Below are 23996 nucleotides of genomic sequence, written 5' to 3'. Positions count from 1 at the left end.
TATTTCGCGGCGCTCAGCCCGCGTCGATGACGGCGCAGGCGATGCGGTCGCCGGCGTCGCCGGTCTTGGTGGTGTCCTCGTCCGGGCCTTCGGGGGCATAGCGCTCCGGGACGTTGGCGTAGTTGTCCGGGCCGGCGTGGATCATCACCGCGCTGCCGTCTGCGTCCCGCAGGTCGTCGAGGGTGAACGGGCCGGTGAACTCCAGGGTGGCGGTGCCGTCCGGCTTCACGAGGAGCGCCGGCAGGTCGCCGAGATGTGCGCCGTGGGCGCTGTCGTCGGGGTTGAGATGCCCGCCCGCGGAGAGGAAGTCGCCGGTCTTCGCCGGGTCGTCGGGAGCTGCGCTGTCGGCCTCGCACTTGCCGGTCGTGTGCACGTGGAAGCCGTGATAGCCGGCGTCGAGCCCGTTGACCCGGATGCTCATCTGGGTGGCCCCGTCGTCCTCCTCGATCTCGACGGTGCCGATCGTCTTCCCGTCGGGGTCGGCGAGCTTCGCGCTCACCTCGTTGCGGTCGCCACGGTCGGAGTCCCCGTCCTCCCCGCAGGCAGCGAGGGTCAACAGGCCGCAGGCAGCGAGCGCGGCGGCGGTGGCTCGGGTACGACGGGACATGGGATACCTCCACGAGAACGGATCCGGTCACTCCCAACGTACTCGTGGCGCCGGGCCCTGTTCGAGCACCGGCGCCACGAGTCGCAAGCAGATGTCAGAGTCCGAGCTCGACGAGCCGGCGAGAGATCCGCGAGTCGGTCGAGAGGACCGGGGAGCCCTTCGCGACCCAGGCCTCGCCGTCGAAGTAGCGGGTCACGATGTGCTCGCTGATCCGGGTGACCATCGCCTGCATCGTCAGCGTCGGGTTGGGACCGCCCACGGAGTTCGGCAGCGCGGAGTTGTCGGCGATGAAGAGCCGCTTCACGGCACGGGTCTCTCCGCTGTGGTCGACCACCGAGTCCTTCTCGGACTCGCCCATCCGCATCGTCGAGTGGACGTGCAGCGGAAGGGCGGGGAAGTCCATCCGGTAGACCTTCTTCGCTCCGGCGCCCTTCAGCAGCCTGGCGGCCTCGCGGGCGAGGAACTCCCGGTTGCGCTGGCTGCGGGCTGTCCGGTGCCGGTTGTCGAACCGGACCTTCGGGATCGGGCCGTTCTCGTCGGCGGGCAGGGTGGAGAGGGTGACCCGGTTGATCGGGGAGACGTCGTCGTCGACGATGCTGACCACGTTGAGGATGTTGTCCAGGCCGTGCCCGAGGACGTCCTTCAGCTCCGGGCCGATCAGCCGTCCGGTCTTGCCGTCCCACTCACCGCTCATCCCGCGGCCGTTGGTGTACTGGCCCCGGATCCCACTGTCGGAGAAGGTCATCGTGAACGCCTCGATGCCCGGCATCAGGCCGACGTTCATGTTCATCCCGTAGCCCGGGTAGTCGGTGCGAGCCGCGGACGCCGGACCCTTCGAGCTGCCGACGTTCTCCTCGAAGACGCCGAAGGTCCAGTCCAGGTAGTGATCGGTGAACCCGCGGCCGACCCAGTCGTTGGGGTTGGGCAGGTCGCTGTTGAACCACAGGCGCGGGTTCTCGACAGCCCCACCGGCCATCACGACGACCTTCGCGTCCTCGGTGTGAACCATGCCGGTCCGGTTGTCCAACCAGGTGACCCCGCGGGCGGTCAGCTCACCGCGTACGTCTTCGGTACGGACCTTGGTGACCGTCGCATCGGTGACCAGCTCGACGGCCTTGCCGCCCTGGGCCCAGGTCTCGGCGGTGAGCGCCATCGGCATGTAGCTGTTGTCCGTCGAGCGCTTCGCGGCCAGGTTGCGGGGCGCGCCGGCGGGCGACGCGCATCCCTGGAAGCAGTGCCCGCAGAAGGTGCAACCGGTCGCCTGCGGGAACTTCAGCAGGTTGGCGTCGTTGGTCTTCCCGGCAGTACCGCCCGGCTGCAGGATCGCGTTCTCCTGGGGCCGGTAGGACGCCTCGAGCGTCGTCTTCGTCTTCTGGACCGGGAGGCCGAGGGTCTCGCAACCCTGCAGGTAGACCGACTCCTTGGTGCCGACGGCGGCCGTCTGCACCGGCAAGGTCGTCTCCACCCACTCGTAGTAGGGCACCATCTCGGAGTAGGAGTACGGGAAGAGGTGCTCGACGTCGTAGAGGGCGGCGTCGGGGCCGTCGTACCCGCCGAAGACGCCTGGATAGGCCCGCGGGCTGTTGCCGAAGTAGTGCTGGGTCGTGCCGCCGACCCCGGAGACCTGCCACAGGAAGGAGTTCTGCGGGAGCTCGCGGTACGCCGCGGGCTTGGAGCGGTCCTCCTGGCCGACACGGAGGTAGCCGGTCAGCGGGTTGTTGGCGTCGTTCTCCAGCCGGCTCCACTGCTCGCGCGGCTTGGCGTGCCGCGGGCCGCCCTCGATCACGAGAACGTCGAGCCCCTGAGCGGCGAGCTCCTTGGCGGCGACCGCGCCACCGCCGCCGGCACCGATGATGATCACGTCGCGCATCAGCGGGCACTCACTTTCTGTCGTCCCTGGTAGTAACCCTTGAATTCGTCCCAGCCGTCCATGCTCCCGGGGTCGTACTTCGCCAGATCCCATCCGACGGGTCGCTTCGAGACGGTCAGCTTGTCGGCGTCGAAGGTGGACCACTCGCAGAAGGTGCCGAACGCCGAGAACTCCAGCAGCGCACCGGCGATGAACTGAAGGATGCCGGAGACCGTGCCCTTCAGCGGTTCGGGGAGCTCGGCGTCGATCGCCTTGACCAGCTGCGGGTCGGCATGCTCGAGGAGCTCGAAGACCTCTGCCTTCTTCGCGAACGAGAGCCGGGAGAACGGCGAGAGGTGCGGCCCGACCGCCGAGCTGGGATCGACCCGGACCGCCTGGGTGTTGAGCAGCAGGGCGATCACCGCGGACAGCGGGAGCGCTGAGTCGTTGCGGAGCAGCAGCTTGATCACGTCGTCGAGATCGGCGAGCAGCGCGTTGGGTATCAGCGGGAGGCCGTTCGGAACCACGATCGGCACGTCGGCGAGACCGTTGGCAAGCGCCCGGCCGACGGCTGCGGCGATCTGGTCCGGCATCGGCACGTAGTTGTCGAGCGACTCGATCAGGAAATCCGGAGTCTTCGCCTCCATCGCCCCTGGCTCTGATCGCGGGGTGCCCTGCGTCCTGGAATAGCCGTCAGGACCGGGTACGACGAAGACCGCGAGCCCGTTGAGAGTGTCCCGGGCGAGCTCGGCCAACAGCTTGGACACCACGCCGACCAATGGGTCCGCCGGCCCCGTGGTGACTGCCCTGGCGACCCCCGGCACCGCAGTGCCGGCTGCGGCCAGGGCGCCCAGCACCCCGACGCGGGTCAGAAAGAAACGACGATCGACTTGCGGTGTCCCCATGACACAAACCTCCGAGCTCGGTGCTGTCTCACGTTGCCACCGGATCTGGACCGCCGGCATCAGCGACACGCACAGAGTTTGCCGGGCCGCGACTGTGCTGGGGCACAGTCGAAGGGGGGTCAGGACGTGAGCAGCGCTAGCCGAAGCAGCAGCTGATCGCGGCCGTCGTCGAGTCGGAAACCGGTCAGCTCCTCGATCTGTTTGAGGCGGTAGACCACGGTGTTGCGGTGGCAGTGCATCTTGGCCGCGGTCTCCGAGGTCGACCGGTTGTTGGCGAACCAGTGGTCAAGCGTCTCGAGCAGCGACTCCTGCTTGTCGAGGGGCACGGTGAGCAGATCACCCAGGGCGCGCGATCGGATCCGGGCCGCGATCGGACGGTTCGCGGCCACCAGGACCTCGGGGAGCCTCTCGGCGAGAGCAGCGACGCTCGGCTTGCCGGCAGGCAGGCTCGACAGGACCAGCTCCGCCATCCGGAACTCGGTGAGGACGTCGGCCAGGCCGACCGTCTCCTGAGAGACACCGGCCCAACCGTTGACGATCGATCTCAGGCGTACGACGAGCTGCGGGATCGTCGCCTGCCCCAGATCGACGATGCCGATCTCGCGGTCCGCACGCAGACGCCACTCGGACCGGAAGCCGGTGGCGGCGAGCGAAGCGCCGGGCGATGGCGGGGTCCCGGTAGGCAGAGCACGGTGGCGGATCACCACGACCGCGATCCTGGTGTGGGAGGTCAGCTCCAGGATTCGCATCGCCTCGGCTGCGAAACCGGGGTCCGCAGCGCGCCCTTCCAGCAGGCCGTCCAGGATCGCCTGCCTGCGCTCGATGTTGCGTCGCTTGGCCTCGAGCTCACGGGTCCGGTACTCGTCGGCGGCAGCCGTCGACATCAGGTCGATGAGCTGCATGACCTGGACGGCACTGTCCAGGAGCTCGTCCAGCATCTCGGGGGCTCGGGAGCGGGCCTCATCGAGAAGCGCGGCCCAGATCACCTCGGTGCCGAGGCGATAGGCGTGCAACAAGGACTCGAGCGGAAAGCCGGCGTCGGCCCGGCGTCGCGCGGTGGTCTGGGCGGCGTCGAAGACGTTCACGTCGGGTGGCACCTGGCCGGCCAGGGACTGGAGGGAACGCAGCATGTTGTCGCGACAGGACCTCAGCAGCTCCTCGGCCGTGATCTGGTCCGTGGTCGCGTAGCGCTCGTCCTTGGCTTGCAGGGTGTCTCGCAGCACCGTGCCGAGCTCCTCGGCCCGCGGGAGCAGTCGTTCGGCCAGCGCGCGGGTGATCGCCAAGGGTTGCGGGACTGGCGGAGGTCGCGAGTCGCTGGAGCGCGGGTGGGACATGCATCGGAGGCTATCAATGCGGCGCCCGAGTCGGCGGCGATCTTTTGTGCGCTATGCACAGGGGGGTATGGCCGCCGTCACAGAGTCGGCCCGCCCCGACTGCACCCGGGACGGGCCGACGCTGTGTCAGGCCGAAGCCACGTCGGGAACGGTGCGCGCGGTCTGCCCGGTCCGCAGGAAGACCAGCGCGACGGCGGAGATCGCGACGACGACGGCGGCGCCGACGTACAGGTTGACCGGGGTCCACGAGGAGTCGAGCAGGCGCCCGGCGAGCATCGGCGACAGGATCGCCCCGATCCGGCCGATGCCGATCGCCCAGCCCATGCCGGTGCTGCGGATCTCGGTGCCGTAGACGGCGGGGGTGATCGTGTAGAGGCCGGCGATGCAGCCGTTGATGAGCGCTCCGACGAGGACGCCGATGACCAGTGCGACGGTGAGCAGGGCGGTGCTGGTGATGAAGACGACCATCGCCAGCGCCGACAGCACCGTGAAGCCGATCAGGACCAGGCGGCTGTCCAGCCGGGAGGCGACCAGGCCGTAGACCACCGAGCCGGCGGTGCCGCCCAGCGCCAGCATCATGCCGGCGGTGACCGCGTCCGCCTCGGACATCCCGGAGGTCACCAGCAGCTGCGGGGTCCAGCTGTTGACGAAGTAGAAGCCGAACATCGTGGCCAGGAACGCCACCCAGATGAGGAGGGTGGAGCGACGCAGGTCAGCACCCAGGAGTACGCCGGGGTTGCCGCTGCGAAGCCGGGTCGTCGCCCGCGGCGTGGCCTCCAGCGTGTCCGAGGTGATCGCGGGCTGCCCGAGCCGCCCGAGGATCCGGTTGATCCGCTCGACCGCCTGGCGCGGGCGGCGCTGGACCAGGAAGTCGACCGACTCTGGCAGCAGGACGACCAGAAGCACCAGCGCCACCCCGGTCGCCACGCCGCCGGCGACGAAGACGCTGCGCCAGCCGAGGTCGGTCAGCATGGCGCGCGCGGCGACGCCGCCGAGGGTGGCGCCGATGCCGTAGCCGGCCGTGTAGAGGCCGATCGCCAGACCGCGCCAGCGCGCCGAGGCGTACTCGCTCGCGATCACGTTGGTGCTGGCCAGGATGCCGCCGACGCCGAGACCGGTGACCACGCGGGCGAGGCCGAGCAGCAGCGCGGACGGCGCGGCCGCGGAGAGCAGCATGCCGACCGTCGCGAGGCCGACGCTGATGAGGATGAGCGGGCGGCGGCCGATGACGTCGGCGACCGGGGCCAGCGCCAGCGAGCCGACCGCCATGCCGACCAGCCCGGCGCTCAGCAGCACGCCGAGCTGCGAGCCGCTCAGTGCGAACTCCTCGGTCAGCGAGGAGGCGGTGAAGGCCATCGCCATCACGTCGAATCCGTCAAGGCAGTTCAGCAGGACGCAGAGCGCGACGACCATCCACTGATAGGGCGTCATCGCGGCGGCGTCGATGCGCGCACGAAGGTTCATCTCGGGTCTCTTTCGGGGTGGGGTTTCACGGAAGGTGGAGGGTGACGGCGGCGGGGTCGGCCGAGCCCGACCCCGACCCGCCACGGGCGGCACGGGCGACGCAGAGGCACAGAGATGCGTACGTCTCCTTCTGCGGTTGGCTCAGGAAGACGTCGCGGTGGTCGATGCGGCCGTCGACGTCGAGGACCTTGACCTGACAGATCCCGCACTCGCCCTTGCGGCAGTCCCACATCACATCGACGCCGGCGTCCTCGAGCGCGTCGAGCATGGAGCTGTCCTTGCCGACGCGGACCGAACGGTCGAGCTGGGGGAGGTGCACGACGAAGTCCTCCGCCGCCCAGGCGCCGCTGCTGCCGAAGGTCTCGAACCGGAGGTTGGGCCCGGGCAGCTCGTGGGTCGCCCAGGCGCGGCGGATCGCGTCCATCAGCCGGATCGGCCCGCACATGTACATCTCGGTCCGCGCCGCCGCTGCGGAGTCGGCGATCTCGCCGACCAGAGACGCCACGTCGAGGCGTACGTCCTCGTCGTCGACGAACACCCGGACCCGGTCGCCGTGGGTCTCGACGAGGTGGTCCAGGTAGGCCATCACGCGTCGGCTGCGGCCGGCCAGGACGAGCGTGTAGTCGGCGCCGCGGCGGCGGAGGGTGTCGGCCATCGCGACCAGCGCGGTGATCCCGATGCCGCCGGCGACGAGCACGTAGCGGTCGGCACCGACCCCGAGCGGGAAGCTCTGGACCGGACCGGTCATCTCGACGACGTCGCCGGCCTGGAGGCCGTGCATGTGGCGGGATCCGCCGCGCGAGCTCGGGGCCAGCTGGACGCCCAGGGTGAGCCGGCGGCCGCCGTCCTCGGAGCGGACGACCGAGTAGGACCGCTTCCGCCGATGCCCGTCGAGGTCGAGGCGGAGGTCGATGTGGGTGCCGGGCGCGGCGTGGACGGGGCGGTCGGGGGTGAGCACGATGCGGCGTACGCCGTCGGCGAGGTCATCGCACTCGGCCACGCGGCCCTGCTGCCACCAGGTCTGGGTGTTCACTGCCATGGCGGCGGCCTCACTTCGCAGCTGCTGCTGCGGCGGCGGGGAGCCCCTCCGCCTGCAGCATGCGGTCCAGGATCCGGCGTACCCACATCCCGCCGGCATCGATGTTGAGGCTGTAGAACTCGTGGTCCGGGTTCGCGTCGATCGCCTGCTGCTGAGCGGCCAGCATCTCCTCGTCCTCGCCGAAGACGCCGTGGACGCCCTGGCGCAGCTGGGTGGTGATGGTCTGGCTGTCGAGGCGGTAGTTGCGCATGAAGGCCCAGAAGTAGTGCGAGGTGCGCGCGGTCTCGGGGGTGATCGTGTTCATCACGAAGCCGTTGACGCCCTGGCTGCGGTCGCCCTCGGGGGCGCCGGTGCCGGCCTTGGCGACGCCGACGTCGATGCGGATCGTCGAGGGGGCCTCGAAGTGGATGATCTGCCAGCGGTCGACCTTCCCGGTGAAGCCGGGGAACTTGTCGCGCATGTTCTTGAGCCAGAACGGGGGAGCGTCGATGTCGCGCATCCAGCGGGTCACGGTCACACCCCGGTCGGTGTGGCTGACGTCGAACTCGGCCTCGGAGAGCTCGTCCTGACCGATGCTCGAGCTGTGCACGAACTCCTCGTGGGTGAGGTCCATCAGGTTGTCGAGGATCAGCTGGTAGTTGCAGGGCGCGTAGATCGTCTCGCCGTCGCCGGCCCAGTCGGGGGAGTCCATCTGGTGCATGTCGGGCACGGTGTCGGGGTCGGCGAGGTCGGGGTCGCCCACCCAGACCCACACGTAGCGATAGCGCTCGACCACCGGGTAGGACGGGACGACCGCGCTCGGGTTGATCGTCTCCTGGGCCGGCATGCTCGTGCAGCGGCCGGCTGAGTTGTAGCGCAGGCCGTGGTAGGGGCACTGGATCTCGTCGCCGAGCAGCTTGCCCTTCGACAGCGGCGCGAGCCGGTGCCAGCAGGCGTCGGCGAGCGCGACCGCGCGGCCGTCGCTGTTGCGCCACAACGCGAGCGGGACGCCGGCGACGGTGCGCGCGAGCGGCTGCTTCGCGGTCACCTCGTGGTCCCAGGCAGCGACGTACCAGGCGTTTCGGGGGAAGTTGAAGATCTTGGCGGCCGCGGTGGTCGGCGGGGAATCCAGGACGGTCATGCGGAAACTCCCTATGGGGATAGGTGTAGTGCTCGTCACAAACTACCTATCTCTATAGTGAGTGGCAAGAGGCAGGTACGCTCGCGCCACGGTCACTACGTGAAGAGGGGGTCACGATGTCGCTGAGATTCGCGCTGCTCGCGCTGCTCACCTCACGCCCGATGACCGGCTACGACGTCTCCAAGCAGTTCAGCCAGTCGGTGGCCCACGTCTGGCATGCGCCCGACTCGCAGATCTATCCGGAGCTGAACCGGATGGAGCGCGACGGCCTGCTCGAGTCCGCGGTCGTGCCGTGGGGCAAGAAGGGCACGAAGAAGGAGTACGCCGTCACCGAGTCCGGCGTGACGGCCTTCCGGGAGTGGATGGACTCACCCATCGAGATCCGCCGGCAGCGGGAGCCCGCCTACCTCAAGGCGGCCTACCTGGAGTGGGCCGAGCCGGGCGCGGCACGCACCGAGCTGGAGCAGTTCCGCGACTACTGGACCGAGCATCTGGCGATGCTCGAGGCCACCCGTGCCACACTCCTCGACCGCAGCCATCCCACGCTGGCCAGGCGGCTGGAGCACTACGACGAGCGCGAGTGGGACCGGATCGTGCGCTACAAGATCTTCGCCTACGACGGCCTGATCGATCAGGCCCGGACCGCGATCGCCTGGGCTGAGCGGGGGCTCGTGCTCGTCGACGAGCTCGAAGGATCGCCGGTCGACTGAGCCGTCACGCCGGCAGGCGCACGTGGAAACGGCAGCCGGTGGCGGCCGGAAGGTTCTCGACCCAGACCATGCCTCGGTGCGCATCGACGAGACCCTTGACGATGGCGAGGCCGAACCCGGCACCCTGGGCGCTGGCGCCGTCGGCCCCTTCGGGCGCGGCCGGTGTGCGTGCGGCACTGCCCTGCCAGCCGAGATCGAAGACCCGCTCCATCTCGCCGGGATCCAGGCCGCCACAGCCGTCGCTGACGCTGAGGTCGACGCTGCGTACGTCTCCGGGGGCCAGTCGGCAGCGCACCTCGACCGTGCCGTCCGCCGGGGTGTGGCGGATGGCATTCATCAGCAGGTTGGAGACGACGCGGGACAGGCTGGCCGGGTCGGCGGTGATCTCGAGGCCGTCCTCGACCTGGCCCCCGAGCCGGACCCGGCGCTCCCGGGCGACGGCGTCTGCCCCGGCCAGGGCTTCGCTGACCAGATCGCCGAGCAGGACCGGCTCCGGGGTCAGTGTGAGTGCACCGGCCTGGATCCGGGAGAGCTCGAAGAGGTCGTCCACGAGCCGGGCGAGGCGCTCGACCTCGACGCGGATGCGCTGGTGGTAGCGGTGCGGGTCGGCGGCGATCCCGTCCTCGAGCGCCTCGGCCATCGCTCTGAGCCCCGCGAGCGGCGTACGCAGGTCGTGGGCGACCCAGGAGATCAGCTCGCGGCGGGACTCCTCGAGCCGGTCCTCTCTCGTGCGCGCCTCCTCGAGCCGACGCTGGGTCTCGGCGAGCTCGGCCGACAACGACCGGAGCTCGCGCGGTCCGCTCTCCGCGGGCTGCTGATGACCTCCGAGCGCCATCTCCCGGGCCTGCTGCTGGACCGCCCCCGACCAGCGGACCATCGCGGAGCCGATCACGAACGCGACCAGGATCGCCACCGTCGCGGCGATCGAGGTGACCACGGTGATGACCTGCAGGTCGTGGCCGGAGAGGAACATCAGCCACGCGATCCCGAGTACGCCGCCGAAGACCGTCAGCACTGCGACTGCCGCGACCAAGGTGAGCTGCCAGCGGATCGACCAGCGCCGAGTCAGCCAGGCGAACAGGAGCCCGACGACACCGACCGCGAGACCGGCGCCCGCGGCGACGAGGGCGATCAGGACGGCATCGGCGATCTTCATGCGCCCACCGCCGCGGGCTCCCAGCGATAGCCGACGCCCCAGACCGTGACCAGCCGTTGCGGCCGGGTCGGGTCGGACTCGATCTTCTCCCGCAGCCGGCGTACGTGGACCGTGACCGTCGAGCGGTCGCCGATCGTCCATCCCCAGACGTGCTCGAGCAGGTCTTCGCGGGTGAAGGCCTTGCCGGGGTGGGTGATCAGGTAGCGGAGCAGATCGAACTCCCGGGTCGTCAGCGACAGCTCCGCGCCGGCGTCGGTCGCCACCCGTCGGTCGGCGTCGACCACCAGAGAGCCGTCGGAGACCACGCCACCCTCGCCGGAGTGGCCGGTGCGCTTGAGGACCGAGTCGACGCGCAGCACCAGCTCCCGCGGGCTGAACGGCTTGCCGACGTAGTCGTCGGCCCCGAGCTCGAGCCCCATGATCCGGTCGGCCTCGCTGCCGAGGGCGGTGAGCATGATGATCGGCACCTCGCTCGCCTGGCGCAGTCGACGGCACACCTCGAGGCCGTCGATGCCGGGCAGCATCAGGTCGAGGATGACGATGTCGGCCGGTCGTTCGCTCATCGCGCGCAGCGCCAGCTCGCCGTCGCCGGCCTCGACGACGTCGTGCGAGCCGGCGCGCAGGTAGGAGGCCAGCACCTCGCGAACGGTGAGGTCGTCGTCGACGACGAGCACTCGTGCCATGCCTACTCCTCCTCCGCCGTCGGATGGGGCGAGCGTAGTTCGCCGAGCGCGACGGCGACACCGGCGCACACGCACAGGATCGCGAAGACCAGCAGCCCCTGGGTGTAGTCGCGGTCCAGCAGCGTCGGGTTGTCCGGCTTCGCGCCGAACCGGCCGAGGACCGGGATCGCGACCAGCGTCGCCGGTCCGAGCAGCACCAGCACCACCACGGCGCCCCTGGCGGCGGCTCGAGGCAGCAGCCGGCCACCGCGCCAGCCGAGCCCGAGCACCGCCGGTGCCAGGATCCCGTCGTGGATCACGATGGCCGCCGCCAGCCAGACGGCGACCTCGACGATCTGGCCGAGGTCCTGCCGGCTGACCAGCAGCCAGGCTCCGTACGCCATTCCGACCGCCCCGAGCAGGATCAGCGCAGCCCGGATCCCTCTCATCAGAGCACCTCGATCCGGGAGACCCACTTGGTCTGCATGACCCCGGGACGGTCGGGCGCGATCAGCCGGACCGGGCAGCCGTGGTCCATCGACAGCGTCTCCCCGTCGAGCATCAGCGCCAGCAGGGTCCGGTCGTCGTCGGCGAAGTTCGGCGGGAGCACGGTGTCCGCGGAGGCGCTGAACGTCTGGATCGACCGGACCCGCACCTCGCGCCCGCGCGGGGCGTCGACGAGGTCGAGCAGGTCGCGGAGGCGTACGCCGCCCCAGTCGCCCGTCGCGCTCCACCCTTCCACGCAGGCGATCGGCAGGGTGCAGGTCCGCTGCTCCATCGCGGCCAGGTCGTCGCGGGTCAGGGACCGGGTCGTGCCGCCGTGGACGACCTCGAGGCGGTAGGCGGAGCTGCTCGCCGCGGCCACCACACCGGCGGAGTGGGCCGTCCGGTTGATCGGGATGCCGTGCTTGCGTGACCGCGGGGACAGGGCGGCGATGCGGCCGACGTTGGGGACGGTGCCGGCGGTGTAGAGGAAGGCGGTGGCCAGAGCCGACGCGCCGGCGAGCACCATCACTCCGCGACGGCTGACCGGCCCCGGCCGGCGCGCGTTCGGCCGGTCGTGGGCGGTGTCGTCGACGTCCCCGGTCAGGGCATCGCGTACGACCGGCAGCTTCACCGCGATGTGGATCAGCAGCGCTCCGACGGCGACGAAGGCCAGCGCGTAGTGGGTGCTCCGGAAGCTGAAGCCCCAGGGATACCACTGGGCGACGTTGAGCACACCGGTGGTGAGCTGGACCAGCGAGGTGCTGACCAGGACGGCGATCGAGCCGCGTTCCAGCGCCGTCGGCAGTGCCTCCCGGACCTGGCGCGGCATCGGCTGGAAGAGCTTGGGGAAGACGACCCACAGCTTGACCAGGAGCAGCGGGATCGCGGCGGTGCCGGCGACGACGTGGAGACCCTGGGTGAGCTGGTAGAGCCGCGACGGGCTGGCCGGGAGCGGCGCCGGCTGGTGGTCGAGCTGGGCGTAGTGGCTGATCAGGCCGGTGACGAGTGCGACCAGAAAGCAGATCCCGAGCCAGAGCCCGACGCGAGCGGCGACCGCGGCGCTGCGCAGGCGCGAGGTGAAGGAGCCCTCCGAGGGGATTCTCATGCGGCGTCCTCGACGAGCACGGCGACCCAGCGGTCACCGGCAGGGGTGAACGGGGCCGGCGCTGACCGGCGGGACTGTGCCCGGCGGTGCGGCAGCGGCTCGAGCCGCCTCACCGCGAGGCCGACCTCGGCAGCGATCGCCCCGATCGCGTCGGCGCCGACGATCGCCCACGGGAACTGCGAGGAGCCGCCGCAGCGGCAGACCAGCTCCGCGAGCAGCGGGCCGCTCGGCGTGCCCGGCGGATGCACCTCGGCGACCACCCGGCCGCCCGGCACGAGCAGCCGGCGTACGCGGGCGAGGAGGGCGAGCGGGTCCCCGCCGATGCCGAGGTTGCCGTCGGCGAGCAGAGCGGTCGTCCACCAGCCCTCCCCGGGCAGCGGCTCGAAGAGGTCGCGACAGACTGCGCGCCCACCGCGGGCCTCGGTCTGGGCAACGGCCTCGGGGACGACGTCGACGCCCAGCGACGGCAGACCCCGGGCGGCCAGCGCGGCGGTCATCCGGCCGGGCCCGCAGCCGAGATCGAGCGTCGGTCCGGCGCAGTAGGAGAGCAGGGCGAGGTCCGCGGCGTCGGCGGTGCGGGACCAGTCCTCGACCGGAAGCCGCGAGGCCGTGCCATCGACGCTCACCACCCGGCACTCCTCGCTGGCGAAGACATGCGCGAACGCCGACTCCGCCACCGCCGCCACCGCGGTCATCGGGCGACCCTCGCGATCTCGGCCGCGACCACCGCGAAGCGGGTGTGCGGGGCCGTCGCGGCTACGGGGGCGACGTCGGCGAGGTGGTCGACGTCGCGCAGCCGTTCACCGGCGGCGACCCGGAGGCCGATTCCTTCGAGGGCGGCGCGGGTGGCTGCGTACGTCTCGGGGGTGGACATGGGTACGTCGCGCAGCGCGGTGGCCGCCGACGGGTCGCGGAGCGCCAGGGCCCACCAGCCGCCGTCCTCGGCGGGAGCGAGCACGGCATCGGCCGCGTCCAGGCCGCCGGCCGCAGCGAGCAGCCCGCCCGGGGTGACCTGTGGGGTGTCCATGCCGATCTGCACCACCGGTCCGGCGACCTCGGCGTGGGCGTTCGCGAGTCGTTCGCCGAGGCCGGTCCCGCGCTGCGGGGCGAGGGTCCAACCGTTGAGGGCAGCCTGGATCTCGTCGGCCCTGAACCCGACAGCGAGATCGCCCGAGAAGGCGAGTCGGCACCGTTCCGGTCCCACCGCCAGCGTGCACGCCTCGATGGTGTCCAGCAGGGCGGCCGCGGCGACCGCGGTCGCGGCCTTCTCGCCAACGTCGGCCGCGAGCCGGGTCTTCACCAGGCCCGGCACCGGTGCCTTGGCGACCAGGAGGAGCGTAGGCGGCATCACGAGAGCACCCGCCAGAAGTCGTACGCCGCCCGAAAGCTGCCCCGCACCGAGCCGGAGACCTTCGAGCGGGTCCCCGCGGTCCGAGGGTGGTAGTCGACGTCCTCCTCGTGCACCCGCCAACCGGCCCGGGCCGCGCGATCGAGCAGCTCGACCGGATAGCCCGAGCGCCGGTCCGCCACCCCGAGCCCGAGCAGCGCCTCCCGGCGGGCCGCGCGCAGCGGGGCGATGTCACGTAGACGCAAGCCGGTGCGGCGCCGCAGCGCGGCCAGGACCAGCCGGTTGCCGACCCGGGCGTGCCACGGCTGGGCGCCGGGAGCCACCGGCCTGCGGGAGCCCAGCGCCAGGTCGGCCTCGTCGCGCCTGATCGTCTCGACCAGGGGCAGCGCGGCGGTGGGATCGAAGGAGCCGTCGCCGTCCATCACCACGACAAACGGCGCGGTCGCCGCCATCAGACCGGCATGCACCGCCGCCCCGTATCCCGGCCGCGACTCCGAGACGACCCGCGCCCCCAGCGCGCGGGCGACCTCGGCGGTCCCGTCGGTCGAGCCGTTGTCGACGACGATCACGGAGAGTCCCGCCGGCACGCGCGGCAGCAGCTCGCGCAGGGCGGCGGCCTCGTCGCGGCAGGGCAGCACGAGGTCGACATCAGAGCGGGGTTCGGCCATGTGATCGACTCTAGGAACGCGCCGCCGCCGATGGGGGCCGCAGATCTTACGGTCCGGTGACGGGGCCCGTGCGCCGGCGGCCATCGAGCCGTCGCGGACCTACGCTCGCAGTCGTGAACTCCTCAGCTCACCGCGCCGCCCTGGTGGGGCTCGTCGTCACGGTCGTGCTCATCGTGACGGCCGTCGTCGTGCCGGCCCTGCTCGACTGGCAGGTGTGGCCGCGCGTGCACCTCGACGACGGCACCTTCCCTCCCCTCCACGGATACCCGCAGGTCAAGGTGGGTATCGGCACACTCCCCGCAGTCCTGCTCGCGCTCGCGTCGCTGCGCTGGGCCGACCCGATGGCGAAGCGACTGCCCTGGCGGCGCCTGCTCCTGGTCGCGTACGCCGCCGGGCTGGTGTGGCTGCTGGCGCTGGCACTGGTGGACGGCCCCGAGGGCATCTCGCGGGTGCTGGGGAACCCGACCGAATACCTGGAGACGGCCCGGGCGGTCGATGACGTCCCCGGGCTGCTGCGGGAGTACGTCTCCCGGATCCCCTACGACGCTCCGGAGGGGAACTGGCCGGTCCACATCGCCGGGCACCCGCCCGGGATGGTGCTCTTCTTCGTGCTGCTGGTGAAGGTCGGTCTCGGTGGTGACCTCGCCGCGGGCCTGGTCGTCATCGCGCTCGCCGCGACCCTGCCGCTGGCGGTCATGACGACGGTCCGGGTCCTCGGCGCCGAGGACGCGGCGCGAGCGGCGGCGCCGTACCTGGTCCTGTCGCCGAGCGCGGTGTTCCTGGCTGTATCGGCGGACGCGGTGATGGCGACCACGGTCGCCTGGGGTTTGTGCTGCCTCGCGCTCGCGTGCCGCGGGATACGACGGGACGTTCTTGTCGGTCTACCGGCCGGTAACGGACAAGAACGTCCCGTCGTATCCGGCTTGGCCGGCTTGCTGTGGGCGGTTCTCGCGGGGCTGGTGCTCGGGATCGTCGTGTTCATGTCTTACGGGCTCCTGCTCACCGGGGTTCTCGCGCTCGCGGTGATCTGGCTGGGCAGGGGGTGGCGGGTGCTGCCGATCGCGATCGCGTCCGCGGTTGCCGTCGCCCTCACCTTCGCCGCCGGCGGTTTCGCCTGGTGGGAGGCGTATCCGGTGCTGGTCGATCGCTACTGGGACGGGTTGGCCAGCCAACGCCCCGGCGCCTACTGGACCTGGGGCAACCTGGCCGCGCTCGCGATCAGCGCCGGGCCGCTCGTCGGCGCCGGGTTGGGCGCTACCTGGGCCGCCCGCCGCGAGCCGGCCGACCGGGTGGTCGTCGTCCTGGTCGCGGCCGCGGTGATCATGATCGCTCTCGCCGACGCCTCCCAGATGAGCCGGGCGGAGGTGGAACGCATCTGGCTCCCCTTCATCCCCTGGCTCACCCTCGGCTGCGCCCTCCTGCCCGAGCAGTGGCGACGTCCCGGCCTGGCCCTGCAGCTCCTCACCGCGCTCCTCGTCCAGCATCTGCTCTACACGAGCTGGTGACTGCCCGCTGGTCGAGCCGCGAGGCCGCCTGCGGCCGAGCGTGTCGAGACCAACACAGTCCTATCGAGCGCGACAGGGGACTGTGTTGGTCTCGACACGCCTTCGCCTAGCGGCTCCGGCGGCTCGACCAGCGGGGGATCAGGTACGACCGCAGCGGCGCCGTGGCGAAGGCCGGCAGACCGACCTCCGGCAGGACCTCGGCACGGAAACCGAGTTCTTTCTCCGCGAGTTCCGGGGAGGCCACGACATGGCGTACGTCGCCGATGCGGTAGCGGCCGGTGACCACCGGCGCCAACTCGGACTGGCCGGTGCCGCGCGCGACCAGCGCCGCCACCTCGCTGATCGTGACTGGGTGCCCGGACGCGACGTTGTAGGCCGCCAGTTCCCCGGGTGACCGCTCGGCGGTCGCCTCCAGTGCCGCCAGGTTGGCGCGGGCCACGTCGTCGACGTGGACGAAGTCGCGCTGCTGGCCGCCGTCCTCGAACACCTGCGGCGCCTCGCCCCGCTCCAAGGAGGAGCGGAAGATGGCGGCGACTCCGGAGTAGGGGGTGTCCGCGGGCATGTGCGGCCCGTAGACGTTGTGGTAGCGCAGCGCGATCGCGGTCGCGTCGGCCTGACGGGCCCAGGCGGAGGCGTAGTGCTCCTGGGCCACCTTGCTGGCTGCGTACGAGCTGCGCGGGTCGAGCCGCCCCATCTCGGCGACCGCAGCCCAGGCCAGCGCGCCCCCGCAGAGGTCGCAGTGGTTCTCGAAGTCGCCGGAGTCGAGCGCGGCCCGCGAGCGCGGCGGCGGGACCCGGTCGCCGTGGGACTCGCAGACATAGCGGCCCTCGCCGTAGACGACCATCGAGGAGGCGAGCACCAGCCGGGAGATCCCGTGCGCGCTCATCGCGGCCAGGAGTGCGGCGGTGCCGAGGTCGTTGTGGGCGGCGTACAGCGGGAGGTCGGCCACGGTCACGCCGGCACCGACGACCGCGGCCTGGTGGCACACCGCGTCGATGCCGTTCAGCAGACCGCCCCACTCGGCGGCGTCGCGTACGTCGAGGAGGTGTGTCCCGGGCGGTGCCTCGGCGGCCTCGCCGTGGGCCATCGGCAGCAGCACATCGACGCGTACGACCTCGTGGCCGGCATCCTCCAGCACCCGGCCGATCGCGGTGCCGATGAACCCCGCGGACCCGGTCAGCAGAACCCTCATGGGATCTCGTAGGCGAGGGTCTTGCCCTCGGCCCAGGTCGAGCAGGAGCATCCGGCCGGGTCCGGCAGGCCCTCGATCGTGTCGGCCAGGATGGTCCGCATCCGGTTCAGGTTGGCCGCGAAGAGCGCGTAGACGTCGTCCTCGTCGACGCCCTCGCCCTCGGCCGCACCCGCGTCCATGTCGGTGACCAGGCACAACGGCGCGTAACACATCCGCAGCTCGCGGGCGAGCGCCGCCTCCGGGGCGCCGGTCATCCCGACCAGCGTCCAGCCCTGGGCTGCATGGTGGATCGACTCCGCGCGGGTCGAGAACCGCGGCCCCTCGATCACGATGAGCGTGCCGCCGACCTTCACGGACGGGTCGGAGGCTGCGTACGCCTTGGCGATCCGCGCGCAGTAGGGATCGGCGAGAGGTACGTGGGTGGCGCCGCTCTCCACATAGCTCGGGATCCGGCGCCAGGTGCGGTCGACGAGCTGGTCGGGAGTGACCAGGTCACCGGTCGCGACGGCATCGGCCCGGAGTCCGCCGACTGCGCTCGGGGAGAGCACCTGGGTCACGCCGAGCGACCTCAGCGCCCAGAGGTTGGCGCGGTAGGGGATGGCGTGCGGCGGGTACTCGTGCGCGCGGCCGTGGCGGGGAACGAAAGCCACCGATCGGCCGGCGACCGTGCCGACCGTGACCGGCGCGGAGGGGTCGCCATAGGGGGTCTCGATCGCCACCTCCTCGGCATCGGTCAAGAACTCGTAGAGCCCGGTCCCGCCGATCACGCCGACCTCGGCGCGAGGTCTCTGTCCACTGTCCAACGCAGTCATGGGTTCACTGTGCCAGCGCGACGTCCCCCGCTGACAGCACCCGGCGCATCTGTCACCGATCGGTAATACCTGGGCAGGTCGTGCGCGGGGTCTCTTGTCATGTTGGTCTCGAACCGCTTCGCGGGTTCGAATGTCGGTGGTCGCGGGCACAATGCGCGGCGTGGGTAGGCGGACGTCTCTGGCGGTCCTGGTCGTCCTGCTGGCGGTCGCCGGCTCGGCGGCCGCGTTGTGGCTGCCCGAGGAGACGCCGGTGATGCGACCGGGGCCGCCGGTGCCTTCAGCTGCGCCTTCAGCCGAGCCCGCCGATGCGCGGGCGGCCCGCCGTGACCTCGCCGCGCTGGCGACGGTGACGAGACGCCCCGACGGGCCGGCCGCCTACGTACGCTCGTCGTTCGGCGGGGCCTGGGCGGACACCGACGGCAACGGGTGCAACCAGCGCGACGACGTGCTCCTGCGCGATGCCGTCGAGGTACGCACCCGGCCGCAGGGAAGGTGCGACCACGACGTGCTCGCCGGAACCTGGGTCGACCCCTACACCGGCCGACGCCTGACCTTCGCCGATCTGAAGCAGCCCGACCAGGCCCAGGCGATCCAGATCGACCACGTCGTGCCGCTCGCCGAGGCCTGGCGGTCGGGCGCGAGCGCGTGGTCCGAGGATCGGCGCCGGGCGTTCTCCAACGACCTGGGCAACCTGCTCGCCGTCGACGGCCCGTCCAACATGAGCAAGAGCGACGACGACCCCGCGGGCTGGCGTCCGCGGAAGGGGTTCCAGTGTGCGTACGCGACCCGCTGGATCGAGACCAAGACGCGCTGGTCGCTCGCGGTCGATGACAGCGAGCGCCGCGCGCTCGGCGAGATGCTCAACTACTGCTGACCGATGGAGCTCTCAGACTGCGCGTCGGTAGTTGGCCATCGCGCGGTCGTAGGCCTCCCAGGCCCGCCAGGACTCCAGCGCCCGCTCGCCCTGCGGCTTGAGACCGTCGACCTTGTGGTACGACTCGCCGCTCGCGTACTGCGACTCCCGACCTGTCACCAGGGAGAGCAGCATCGGGAGCACGCTCTCGTCGGTGACCGTGATCGTGCCGACCTGGAAGGTCTGTCGCACCCACTCGGCTCGCTGCTCGGAGCCCAGGACGAGCACCACCGGCAGCTGCGCCGACCGGGCGATCGCGTCCAGGATCGGCCCGAGCCCGTCCGGGACCCACCGTTCGTGGGGCGGGGGTGTGGGTGCCTTCGGGATGCTCATGGTCGAGACGGTGTAGGTCGAGTACGCAGGGATCTGGCCGGTCGCGGGACCGGCGATCATCGCGGCGACCGTCGGGGTCGGCTCGGGTGCGACCGCCGTGGCGATCTCCACGGCGATCTTCTCGCCGACGTTCTCGCTCACCTTCTCGGCAGTCTTCTGGACAGTCTTCTCGACGGACTTCTCTGCGGACTTCCGGCGAGGCATGACCGAGGGGATCTTCGCGGTGAAGCTGAAGCTGCCGGTGCGCGTGGGATCGACGTGGCGACCCGGGATCGGCTCGGGCGCCCGACCGGGGGTCGGCGCCGGCGCCGTGGCCGTGGTGACCAGCTCGGCCGCGTGCTTCCCGTGCGGACGGATCGAGCCGTCGGCGGCGAACTCGAACAGCGCCACTCGGACCTTGTCGGCCCATTCGATCGCGTCGGTGGTGAACCCGCCGCGACTGAACAGGGCAACCGTCCGGGCGTCGTAGGCGTAGCCCGCGCCGCGGGCCGCGCAGACGCTCCGTGCCTCGGTGGGGGAGCGGGTGAGCACCACCTGCGCGACGACGACGTTGTCGGGTCGGCCGCCGATGATGTCGACGTCCGCCGCCGAAGTGCTGCCCGAGGGGGCGGCGTCGGGCCAGCCGAGGGAATGCAGATGCTCCGCGGCGTACTTCTCGGCCTCTTCGCCCGTTCTGGGCTGCCGCGAGGGTGCCAACGTCGTTCCTTTCTCGATCCGCGCTACGCGCGGTCGCTCCCTCGCTCGGCGCGAGCGGACGAGCAAGCTCGCCGCTAGACCTCGCTCCGGTCGCATCCTCCGCTCGGGCCTCCCTGCCCGATCGAGACTGGGGAGGATGATAGGCCCGATGCGTACGTCCTGTCCGGCGGGGTGGCGAATCGGGGCCCGATGTTCGCTCCTGGCGGATCGGCCAGCGGATGTCGGTGCTCGCCGCTAGCGTGATCTGCATGAGGCGCCCGCATGAGAACGTCGCTACGGTCCTGGTGGATCCGCGCATTCTCGGCGACATCGAGATCGAGCTGATGTCGCTCGACATGCCGCTGTGGCGGGTGTGCGCGGCGCCGATCGTGAAGGACGGTCAGCGGCTTGCGTTCCAGGTCCGCCACCGGCTGCTGACGTCCAAGCGGGGCGAGTGGGACTGCGCCAAGGACTGGGTCCCGGTCTGGATCGGCTTCGGCTCGACCTGGGCATTTCCCGGCGAGGCCATCCCATGGCCGGCCCACAAGGCGCTGTGGACGCTCCTGGAGGGCTACTCCGACCAGGTCCGCTACAACAAGCGGCTCGGCGGCATCCCTAGGATTCCGCGGCTACGAGAGGCTTGCTAGGGCGTTTCTCGATCTGCTTCCAGGTCGGGTCGATCGCGGGGAACATCGTGACCACGAAGTAGGCGATCCCGCACGCCACCAGTGCGGTGGTCAGGCCGAATGCGGAGACCAGGCCGCCGCCGAGCAGTCCGCCGAGCGGCATCAGGCCCCAGGCGAACGCGGAGATCAGCGACGTCACCCGGCCGAGAACGTGCGCCGGGATCCGCTCGAACTGGAGCGCCCCGAGGATCGGGTTGATGAAGCCGCTGCTCGTCCCGCCGATCGCGAAGACCACGAACACGACCCACAGCGGCGCCCCGAAGGCGATCACCAGGAACCGTGGGATCCCGGCGACGAGGAAGCAGACCAGGTACGTCGGGTAGCGGCGCATCCGGTTGCCGATGGCCGCCGCTACGGCCGATCCCAGCGCGGAGAAGCCCGCGAAGGTGGCGAACAGGAGGCCGATCGTCTCGGGTCCGGTGTGCTGCTGGCCCCACACCGGCATCAGTACGCTGGCCCAGGCGAAGTCGATCAGATTGGTGAGCGCGACCATGAACGCGATGCCCATGAGCACCCGGTCGCGGCGGAGGAAGTGCCAGCCCTCGGCGAGCTGGGCGCGGTAGGAGCCGGGCCCCTCGATGGGCTCGGGGCGCTCTGCGGTCTGTTCGGTTCGGACCCGCGTCAGCCCGGCGGTCGTCGCAGCGAGCACCAGTGCGCCGACTGCGAACGAGGCGGCGTCGATCACGATCGCGTTGGTCGCGCCGACCAGGCCGATCAGCAGTCCCGCTGCGACGGCGCCGAGCATCGAGGCGGTGCGTTCGACGAACGAGTGGAGCCCGGTCGCTCGCTCGGTGGGGACTCCCGCTGCTTCGACGAGCTGCGGGATCATCGACGACTTCGCGGAGTCACCGGGGCCGCGCAGTGTCCCGGCGAGCGCGACGAGGAGCAGCAGGATCGGGAAGTGCAGCAGGTCTGCTGCGTACAGGAGGGGGATCAGGCCGACGACGGCGGCCGAGCCGAGGTCGCAGGAGATCGCGACGCGGCGTGGGCCGAGGCGGTCGATGACCGGGCCGCCGAAGATCTTGCTGAGCACCAGCGGGGTCATCTCGAAGAGCGCGATCAGGCCGGCCTTGGTGGGGCTGCCGGTCGTCTCCAGGACGAACCAGGGGAGTGCCAGCATCGAGATGCGGGTGCCGACCAGTGAGATGGTCTGGGCCGCGAGCCAGCCGTAGAGGGGGAGTTTCATCAGTTACTTCTCCTGGTCAGCGTGGGGGGTGTTCTGCCAGCGGGACGACATGGAACTGGAACATCACGGGCTCGCCCCCGGGCTCGTCGTCGAGGTCGTCGAGGAGATCGTTGATCTGCGCTTTCACCTGGGCTGCACGGGCCGGCGTGAGCCGCGCGACGCGGTCGTTGAGGCTGAGCGTCTCTTGCCACTCCGGAGGGAGGAGGGCGCGTTCGGCGATCGCCTCCTGGATGCGCTGGGTGTAGATGCTGGCGACCGTCTGCATGTAGGCGTCCAGCGTCTCGCGGCCCTCGGCCGTGTCCGGCGCGCCGTCCTGGCCGGTGACGGTCATCTGGTGGGCGGCCTTCCACCAGCGCTCGCGGCCGTTGCCTCGGCTCGCGTCGTCCTCGATGAACCCGTGGTGCGCCAGCTGTCGGAGGTGGTAGGACGTCGCACCGCTGTTGATGCCGAGCCGGGTGGCCAACGTGGTCGCCGTCGCCGGGCCGTCGAGACGGAGGATCCCGAGCATTCGTACGCGCACGGGGTGGGTGAGGGCCTTGAGCTGGTCGACGCTGGGAAGGATCTCGCGAGCTGCCATGCGGCCAGCGTAGACTGCAAAGATCTATTTGCAAATAGTTCTTTGCGGTCACTCTGATAAGCAAGTAACCCGGTGAACAAAGCATGGATAGCGAAGTTAGGGTGTGCGGGTGACGACAGACGCTGCGCCGCACGTACCGACACCCACTCCCACGGTGGCGATCATCGGAGGAGGAGCCAGCGGCACGCTGACCGCGATCAACCTGCTCCGCCGCGGTGCTTCGGTGACGTTGTTCGAGTCACGCGGAGAGCCGGGCTACGGAGTGGCCTACTCGACCACCGATCCCCGCCATCTCCTCAACGTCCGGGCCAACAACATGTCGGGTTTCCCCGACGATCGGGACGACCTGCTCGACTGGGCGGCCGGGGCCGGCATCGAGCTCGGCCCGATCGACTTCCTGCCCCGACGTGACTACTCGCGCTACCTGCGTGACCGGCTCGCTCGCGCGGCCGGGACCGGCACCGGGACACTGGAGATCGTCGGCGAGACGGTCGTCGACGTCGAGCCGGTCGATGCCGGTTTCAGGGTGCTGACCAGCGACGACGGTGAGGGACACGTCGCGGACGCGGTCGTCCTCGCCTACGGCAACCCGCCGCCCCAGCCGCTCGCCGGTCTGCCTGAGGCGTCGTGGAACCTCTCGGACCCGTGGGACGTGGCCCGGATCAGTGCCCTGCCGGACGATGCGACCGTGCTCGTCGTCGGCACCGGCCTCACCGCCGTCGACACGACGGTCACGCTCCTCGACGACTCCCCGGACCGACGAGTGATCATGGTGAGCCGCCACGGCCTGGTCCCCAACCCCCACGTCGACGACCAGTTCACCTCCTGGGTGACCCCGATCCCCGACGGCCCGTTGACCGCCGACGGCATGGCCGCACTCGTACGCGAGCAGATCGAGCACGCGACCGGCCTCGGCGTCGACTGGCGCGCCGTCATCGACGGCCTGCGCGGCCCGACCCAGTCGATCTGGCGCCGTCTGCCCGAGTCGGAGCGCCGTCGCTTCCGCGAGGCCTACGCCCGTGAGTGGGAGGTACGCCGCCACCGCATGGCCCCGCGCATCGCCGCCCTCCTCGACGCTTACCGGGCCGAGGGACGCCTGGAGATCCTCGGCGGCGGGGTGCTCGGCTGCCGGGACGACGCCGGGACGAGCCCGGTGATCACGCTGGCCGACGGCGACCGAGAGGTCACCGCGGTGATCAACTGCACCGGTCCCTCGCCCGACATCACTCGCACCGACAACCCGCTCCTGCTCGCGCTGCAGAAGCGCGGCCTGATCGCCCCCGACCCCCTCCGCCTCGGCATCGACGTCACCGAGGACGGCCACGTCATCGGAGCAGACGGCAGCGTCGTACCCAATCTTCTGACCGTCGGCCCGCCCTGCAAGGGCGCGCTCTACGAGGCCACCGCCATCCCCGAGATCCGGAACCAGGCCGCCGCTGTCGCCGCCCACCTGGTGAGCTGACCGCCCCGCTGGTCGAGCCAATCGCTGGTCGAGCCAATCGCTGGTCGAGCCGCGAGGCCGCCTGCGGCCGAGCGTGTCGAGACCAACACGGTCCCATCGAGCGACACGGGATCGTGTTGGTCTCGACACGCCTCCGCCTAGCTGTACTCGGCCATCACGTTGGTGACAGTCGGCTGATCGGCGGGAGTCCTCCGAGTGCGCT

24 protein-coding genes are annotated in these 23996 nt (G+C 70.9%); 5 read left to right on the top strand and 19 right to left on the bottom strand.

Annotation, left to right across the window (positions count from 1 at the left end; all coding sequences use genetic code 11):
- Positions 1-13: 13 nt before the first annotated feature.
- The 7 genes from IEY84_RS26115 to IEY84_RS26085 form a co-directional block, all read right to left on the bottom strand.
- Positions 14-607, bottom strand: a complete 594-nt coding sequence (locus IEY84_RS26115) for a superoxide dismutase family protein (protein ID WP_183551931.1) — start codon at positions 605-607, stop codon at positions 14-16.
- Between the two features lie 94 nt (positions 608-701).
- On the bottom strand, positions 702-2477 hold the full coding sequence (locus tag IEY84_RS26110) for a GMC oxidoreductase (RefSeq protein ID WP_183551928.1): 1776 nt from the start codon (positions 2475-2477) through the stop codon (positions 702-704).
- Entirely contained in the window at positions 2477-3361 is an 885-nt protein-coding gene (locus IEY84_RS26105) for a hypothetical protein (protein WP_183551926.1), read from the bottom strand. Before IEY84_RS26105 ends, IEY84_RS26110 begins: the two co-directional genes overlap by 1 nt.
- A gap of 119 nt (positions 3362-3480) precedes the next feature.
- Positions 3481-4695 carry a PucR family transcriptional regulator gene (locus tag IEY84_RS26100; RefSeq protein ID WP_183551923.1) on the bottom strand — a complete coding sequence of 405 codons (1215 nt, stop codon included), beginning with the start codon at positions 4693-4695 and terminating at the stop codon, positions 3481-3483.
- Between the two features lie 126 nt (positions 4696-4821).
- Positions 4822-6159: an MFS transporter gene (locus tag IEY84_RS26095; RefSeq protein WP_183551920.1), complete on the bottom strand. Its 1338-nt coding sequence runs from the start codon at positions 6157-6159 to the stop codon at positions 4822-4824.
- A 25-nt stretch (positions 6160-6184) separates the two neighbouring features.
- Positions 6185-7198, bottom strand: coding sequence for a PDR/VanB family oxidoreductase (locus IEY84_RS26090; protein ID WP_183551917.1), 1014 nt, complete (start codon positions 7196-7198; stop codon positions 6185-6187).
- A 10-nt stretch (positions 7199-7208) separates the two neighbouring features.
- Entirely contained in the window at positions 7209-8318 is a 1110-nt protein-coding gene (locus IEY84_RS26085; protein ID WP_183551914.1) for an aromatic ring-hydroxylating dioxygenase subunit alpha, read from the bottom strand.
- A 116-nt stretch (positions 8319-8434) separates the two neighbouring features.
- On the opposite strand from IEY84_RS26085, the gene IEY84_RS26080 reads away from it, so the two are divergent.
- Complete coding sequence (locus IEY84_RS26080) at positions 8435-9028, top strand: PadR family transcriptional regulator (protein WP_183551911.1); 594 nt, start codon at positions 8435-8437, stop codon at positions 9026-9028.
- A 4-nt stretch (positions 9029-9032) separates the two neighbouring features.
- Here IEY84_RS26080 and IEY84_RS26075 read toward each other — a convergent pair whose 3' ends face one another.
- The 7 genes from IEY84_RS26075 to IEY84_RS26045 are packed head-to-tail and all read right to left on the bottom strand — an operon-like array spanning position 9033 to position 14453.
- Positions 9033-10184 (bottom strand): sensor histidine kinase, encoded by a 1152-nt coding sequence (locus IEY84_RS26075; RefSeq protein ID WP_183551908.1) that lies wholly within the window; start codon positions 10182-10184, stop codon positions 9033-9035.
- Complete coding sequence (locus IEY84_RS26070) at positions 10181-10867, bottom strand: response regulator transcription factor (RefSeq protein WP_183551905.1); 687 nt, start codon at positions 10865-10867, stop codon at positions 10181-10183. Before IEY84_RS26070 ends, IEY84_RS26075 begins: the two co-directional genes overlap by 4 nt.
- A 2-nt stretch (positions 10868-10869) precedes the next feature.
- Positions 10870-11295, bottom strand: a complete 426-nt coding sequence (locus IEY84_RS26065; protein ID WP_183551903.1) for a hypothetical protein — start codon at positions 11293-11295, stop codon at positions 10870-10872.
- Entirely contained in the window at positions 11295-12437 is a 1143-nt protein-coding gene (locus IEY84_RS26060; RefSeq protein WP_183551900.1) for a molybdopterin-dependent oxidoreductase, read from the bottom strand. The genes IEY84_RS26065 and IEY84_RS26060 overlap by 1 nt, the downstream gene beginning before the upstream one ends.
- Positions 12434-13132: a methyltransferase domain-containing protein gene (locus IEY84_RS26055; protein ID WP_183551896.1), complete on the bottom strand. Its 699-nt coding sequence runs from the start codon at positions 13130-13132 to the stop codon at positions 12434-12436. Before IEY84_RS26055 ends, IEY84_RS26060 begins: the two co-directional genes overlap by 4 nt.
- Positions 13129-13785, bottom strand: a complete 657-nt coding sequence (locus IEY84_RS26050) for a TIGR04282 family arsenosugar biosynthesis glycosyltransferase (protein WP_183551893.1) — start codon at positions 13783-13785, stop codon at positions 13129-13131. Before IEY84_RS26050 ends, IEY84_RS26055 begins: the two co-directional genes overlap by 4 nt.
- Positions 13785-14453: a glycosyltransferase family 2 protein gene (locus IEY84_RS26045; RefSeq protein WP_183551890.1), complete on the bottom strand. Its 669-nt coding sequence runs from the start codon at positions 14451-14453 to the stop codon at positions 13785-13787. The genes IEY84_RS26050 and IEY84_RS26045 overlap by 1 nt, the downstream gene beginning before the upstream one ends.
- Positions 14454-14566: 113 nt before the next feature.
- Between IEY84_RS26045 and IEY84_RS26040 the strand changes: the two genes are divergently transcribed.
- Complete coding sequence (locus IEY84_RS26040) at positions 14567-15958, top strand: hypothetical protein (RefSeq protein ID WP_183551887.1); 1392 nt, start codon at positions 14567-14569, stop codon at positions 15956-15958.
- A gap of 106 nt (positions 15959-16064) precedes the next feature.
- Here IEY84_RS26040 and IEY84_RS26035 read toward each other — a convergent pair whose 3' ends face one another.
- Positions 16065-17150 (bottom strand): NAD-dependent epimerase/dehydratase family protein, encoded by a 1086-nt coding sequence (locus tag IEY84_RS26035; protein WP_183551882.1) that lies wholly within the window; start codon positions 17148-17150, stop codon positions 16065-16067.
- On the bottom strand, positions 17147-17962 hold the full coding sequence (locus IEY84_RS26030; protein ID WP_183551879.1) for an S-methyl-5'-thioadenosine phosphorylase: 816 nt from the start codon (positions 17960-17962) through the stop codon (positions 17147-17149). The genes IEY84_RS26035 and IEY84_RS26030 overlap by 4 nt, the downstream gene beginning before the upstream one ends.
- A gap of 160 nt (positions 17963-18122) precedes the next feature.
- Between IEY84_RS26030 and IEY84_RS26025 the strand changes: the two genes are divergently transcribed.
- Positions 18123-18836 (top strand): HNH endonuclease family protein, encoded by a 714-nt coding sequence (locus IEY84_RS26025; RefSeq protein ID WP_183551876.1) that lies wholly within the window; start codon positions 18123-18125, stop codon positions 18834-18836.
- A 12-nt stretch (positions 18837-18848) separates the two neighbouring features.
- Here the strand turns inward: IEY84_RS26025 and IEY84_RS26020 are convergent, their stop codons facing one another.
- Positions 18849-19904 (bottom strand): restriction endonuclease, encoded by a 1056-nt coding sequence (locus tag IEY84_RS26020; RefSeq protein WP_183551872.1) that lies wholly within the window; start codon positions 19902-19904, stop codon positions 18849-18851.
- 248 nt (positions 19905-20152) lie between these two features.
- Between IEY84_RS26020 and IEY84_RS26015 the strand changes: the two genes are divergently transcribed.
- Positions 20153-20530 carry a hypothetical protein gene (locus tag IEY84_RS26015; RefSeq protein ID WP_229789029.1) on the top strand — a complete coding sequence of 126 codons (378 nt, stop codon included), beginning with the start codon at positions 20153-20155 and terminating at the stop codon, positions 20528-20530.
- Here the strand turns inward: IEY84_RS26015 and IEY84_RS26010 are convergent.
- Together IEY84_RS26010 and IEY84_RS26005 are read right to left on the bottom strand one after the other, a co-directional pair.
- Positions 20499-21755, bottom strand: coding sequence for an MFS transporter (locus IEY84_RS26010; protein ID WP_183551866.1), 1257 nt, complete (start codon positions 21753-21755; stop codon positions 20499-20501). The two genes, IEY84_RS26015 and IEY84_RS26010, sit on opposite strands and share 32 nt — an antisense overlap.
- A gap of 16 nt (positions 21756-21771) precedes the next feature.
- On the bottom strand, positions 21772-22332 hold the full coding sequence (locus IEY84_RS26005) for a winged helix-turn-helix domain-containing protein (RefSeq protein ID WP_183551863.1): 561 nt from the start codon (positions 22330-22332) through the stop codon (positions 21772-21774).
- Positions 22333-22441: 109 nt separating this feature from the next.
- On the opposite strand from IEY84_RS26005, the gene IEY84_RS26000 reads away from it, so the two are divergent.
- Positions 22442-23794 carry an FAD/NAD(P)-binding protein gene (locus tag IEY84_RS26000; protein ID WP_229789027.1) on the top strand — a complete coding sequence of 451 codons (1353 nt, stop codon included), beginning with the start codon at positions 22442-22444 and terminating at the stop codon, positions 23792-23794.
- The last annotated feature ends 202 nt before the right edge of the window (positions 23795-23996 follow it).

Source organism: Nocardioides albus, assembly GCF_014648255.1.
GTDB lineage: Bacteria > Actinomycetota > Actinomycetes > Propionibacteriales > Nocardioidaceae > Nocardioides > Nocardioides albus.
This window is presented reverse-complemented; position numbering and strand designations above follow the sequence as displayed.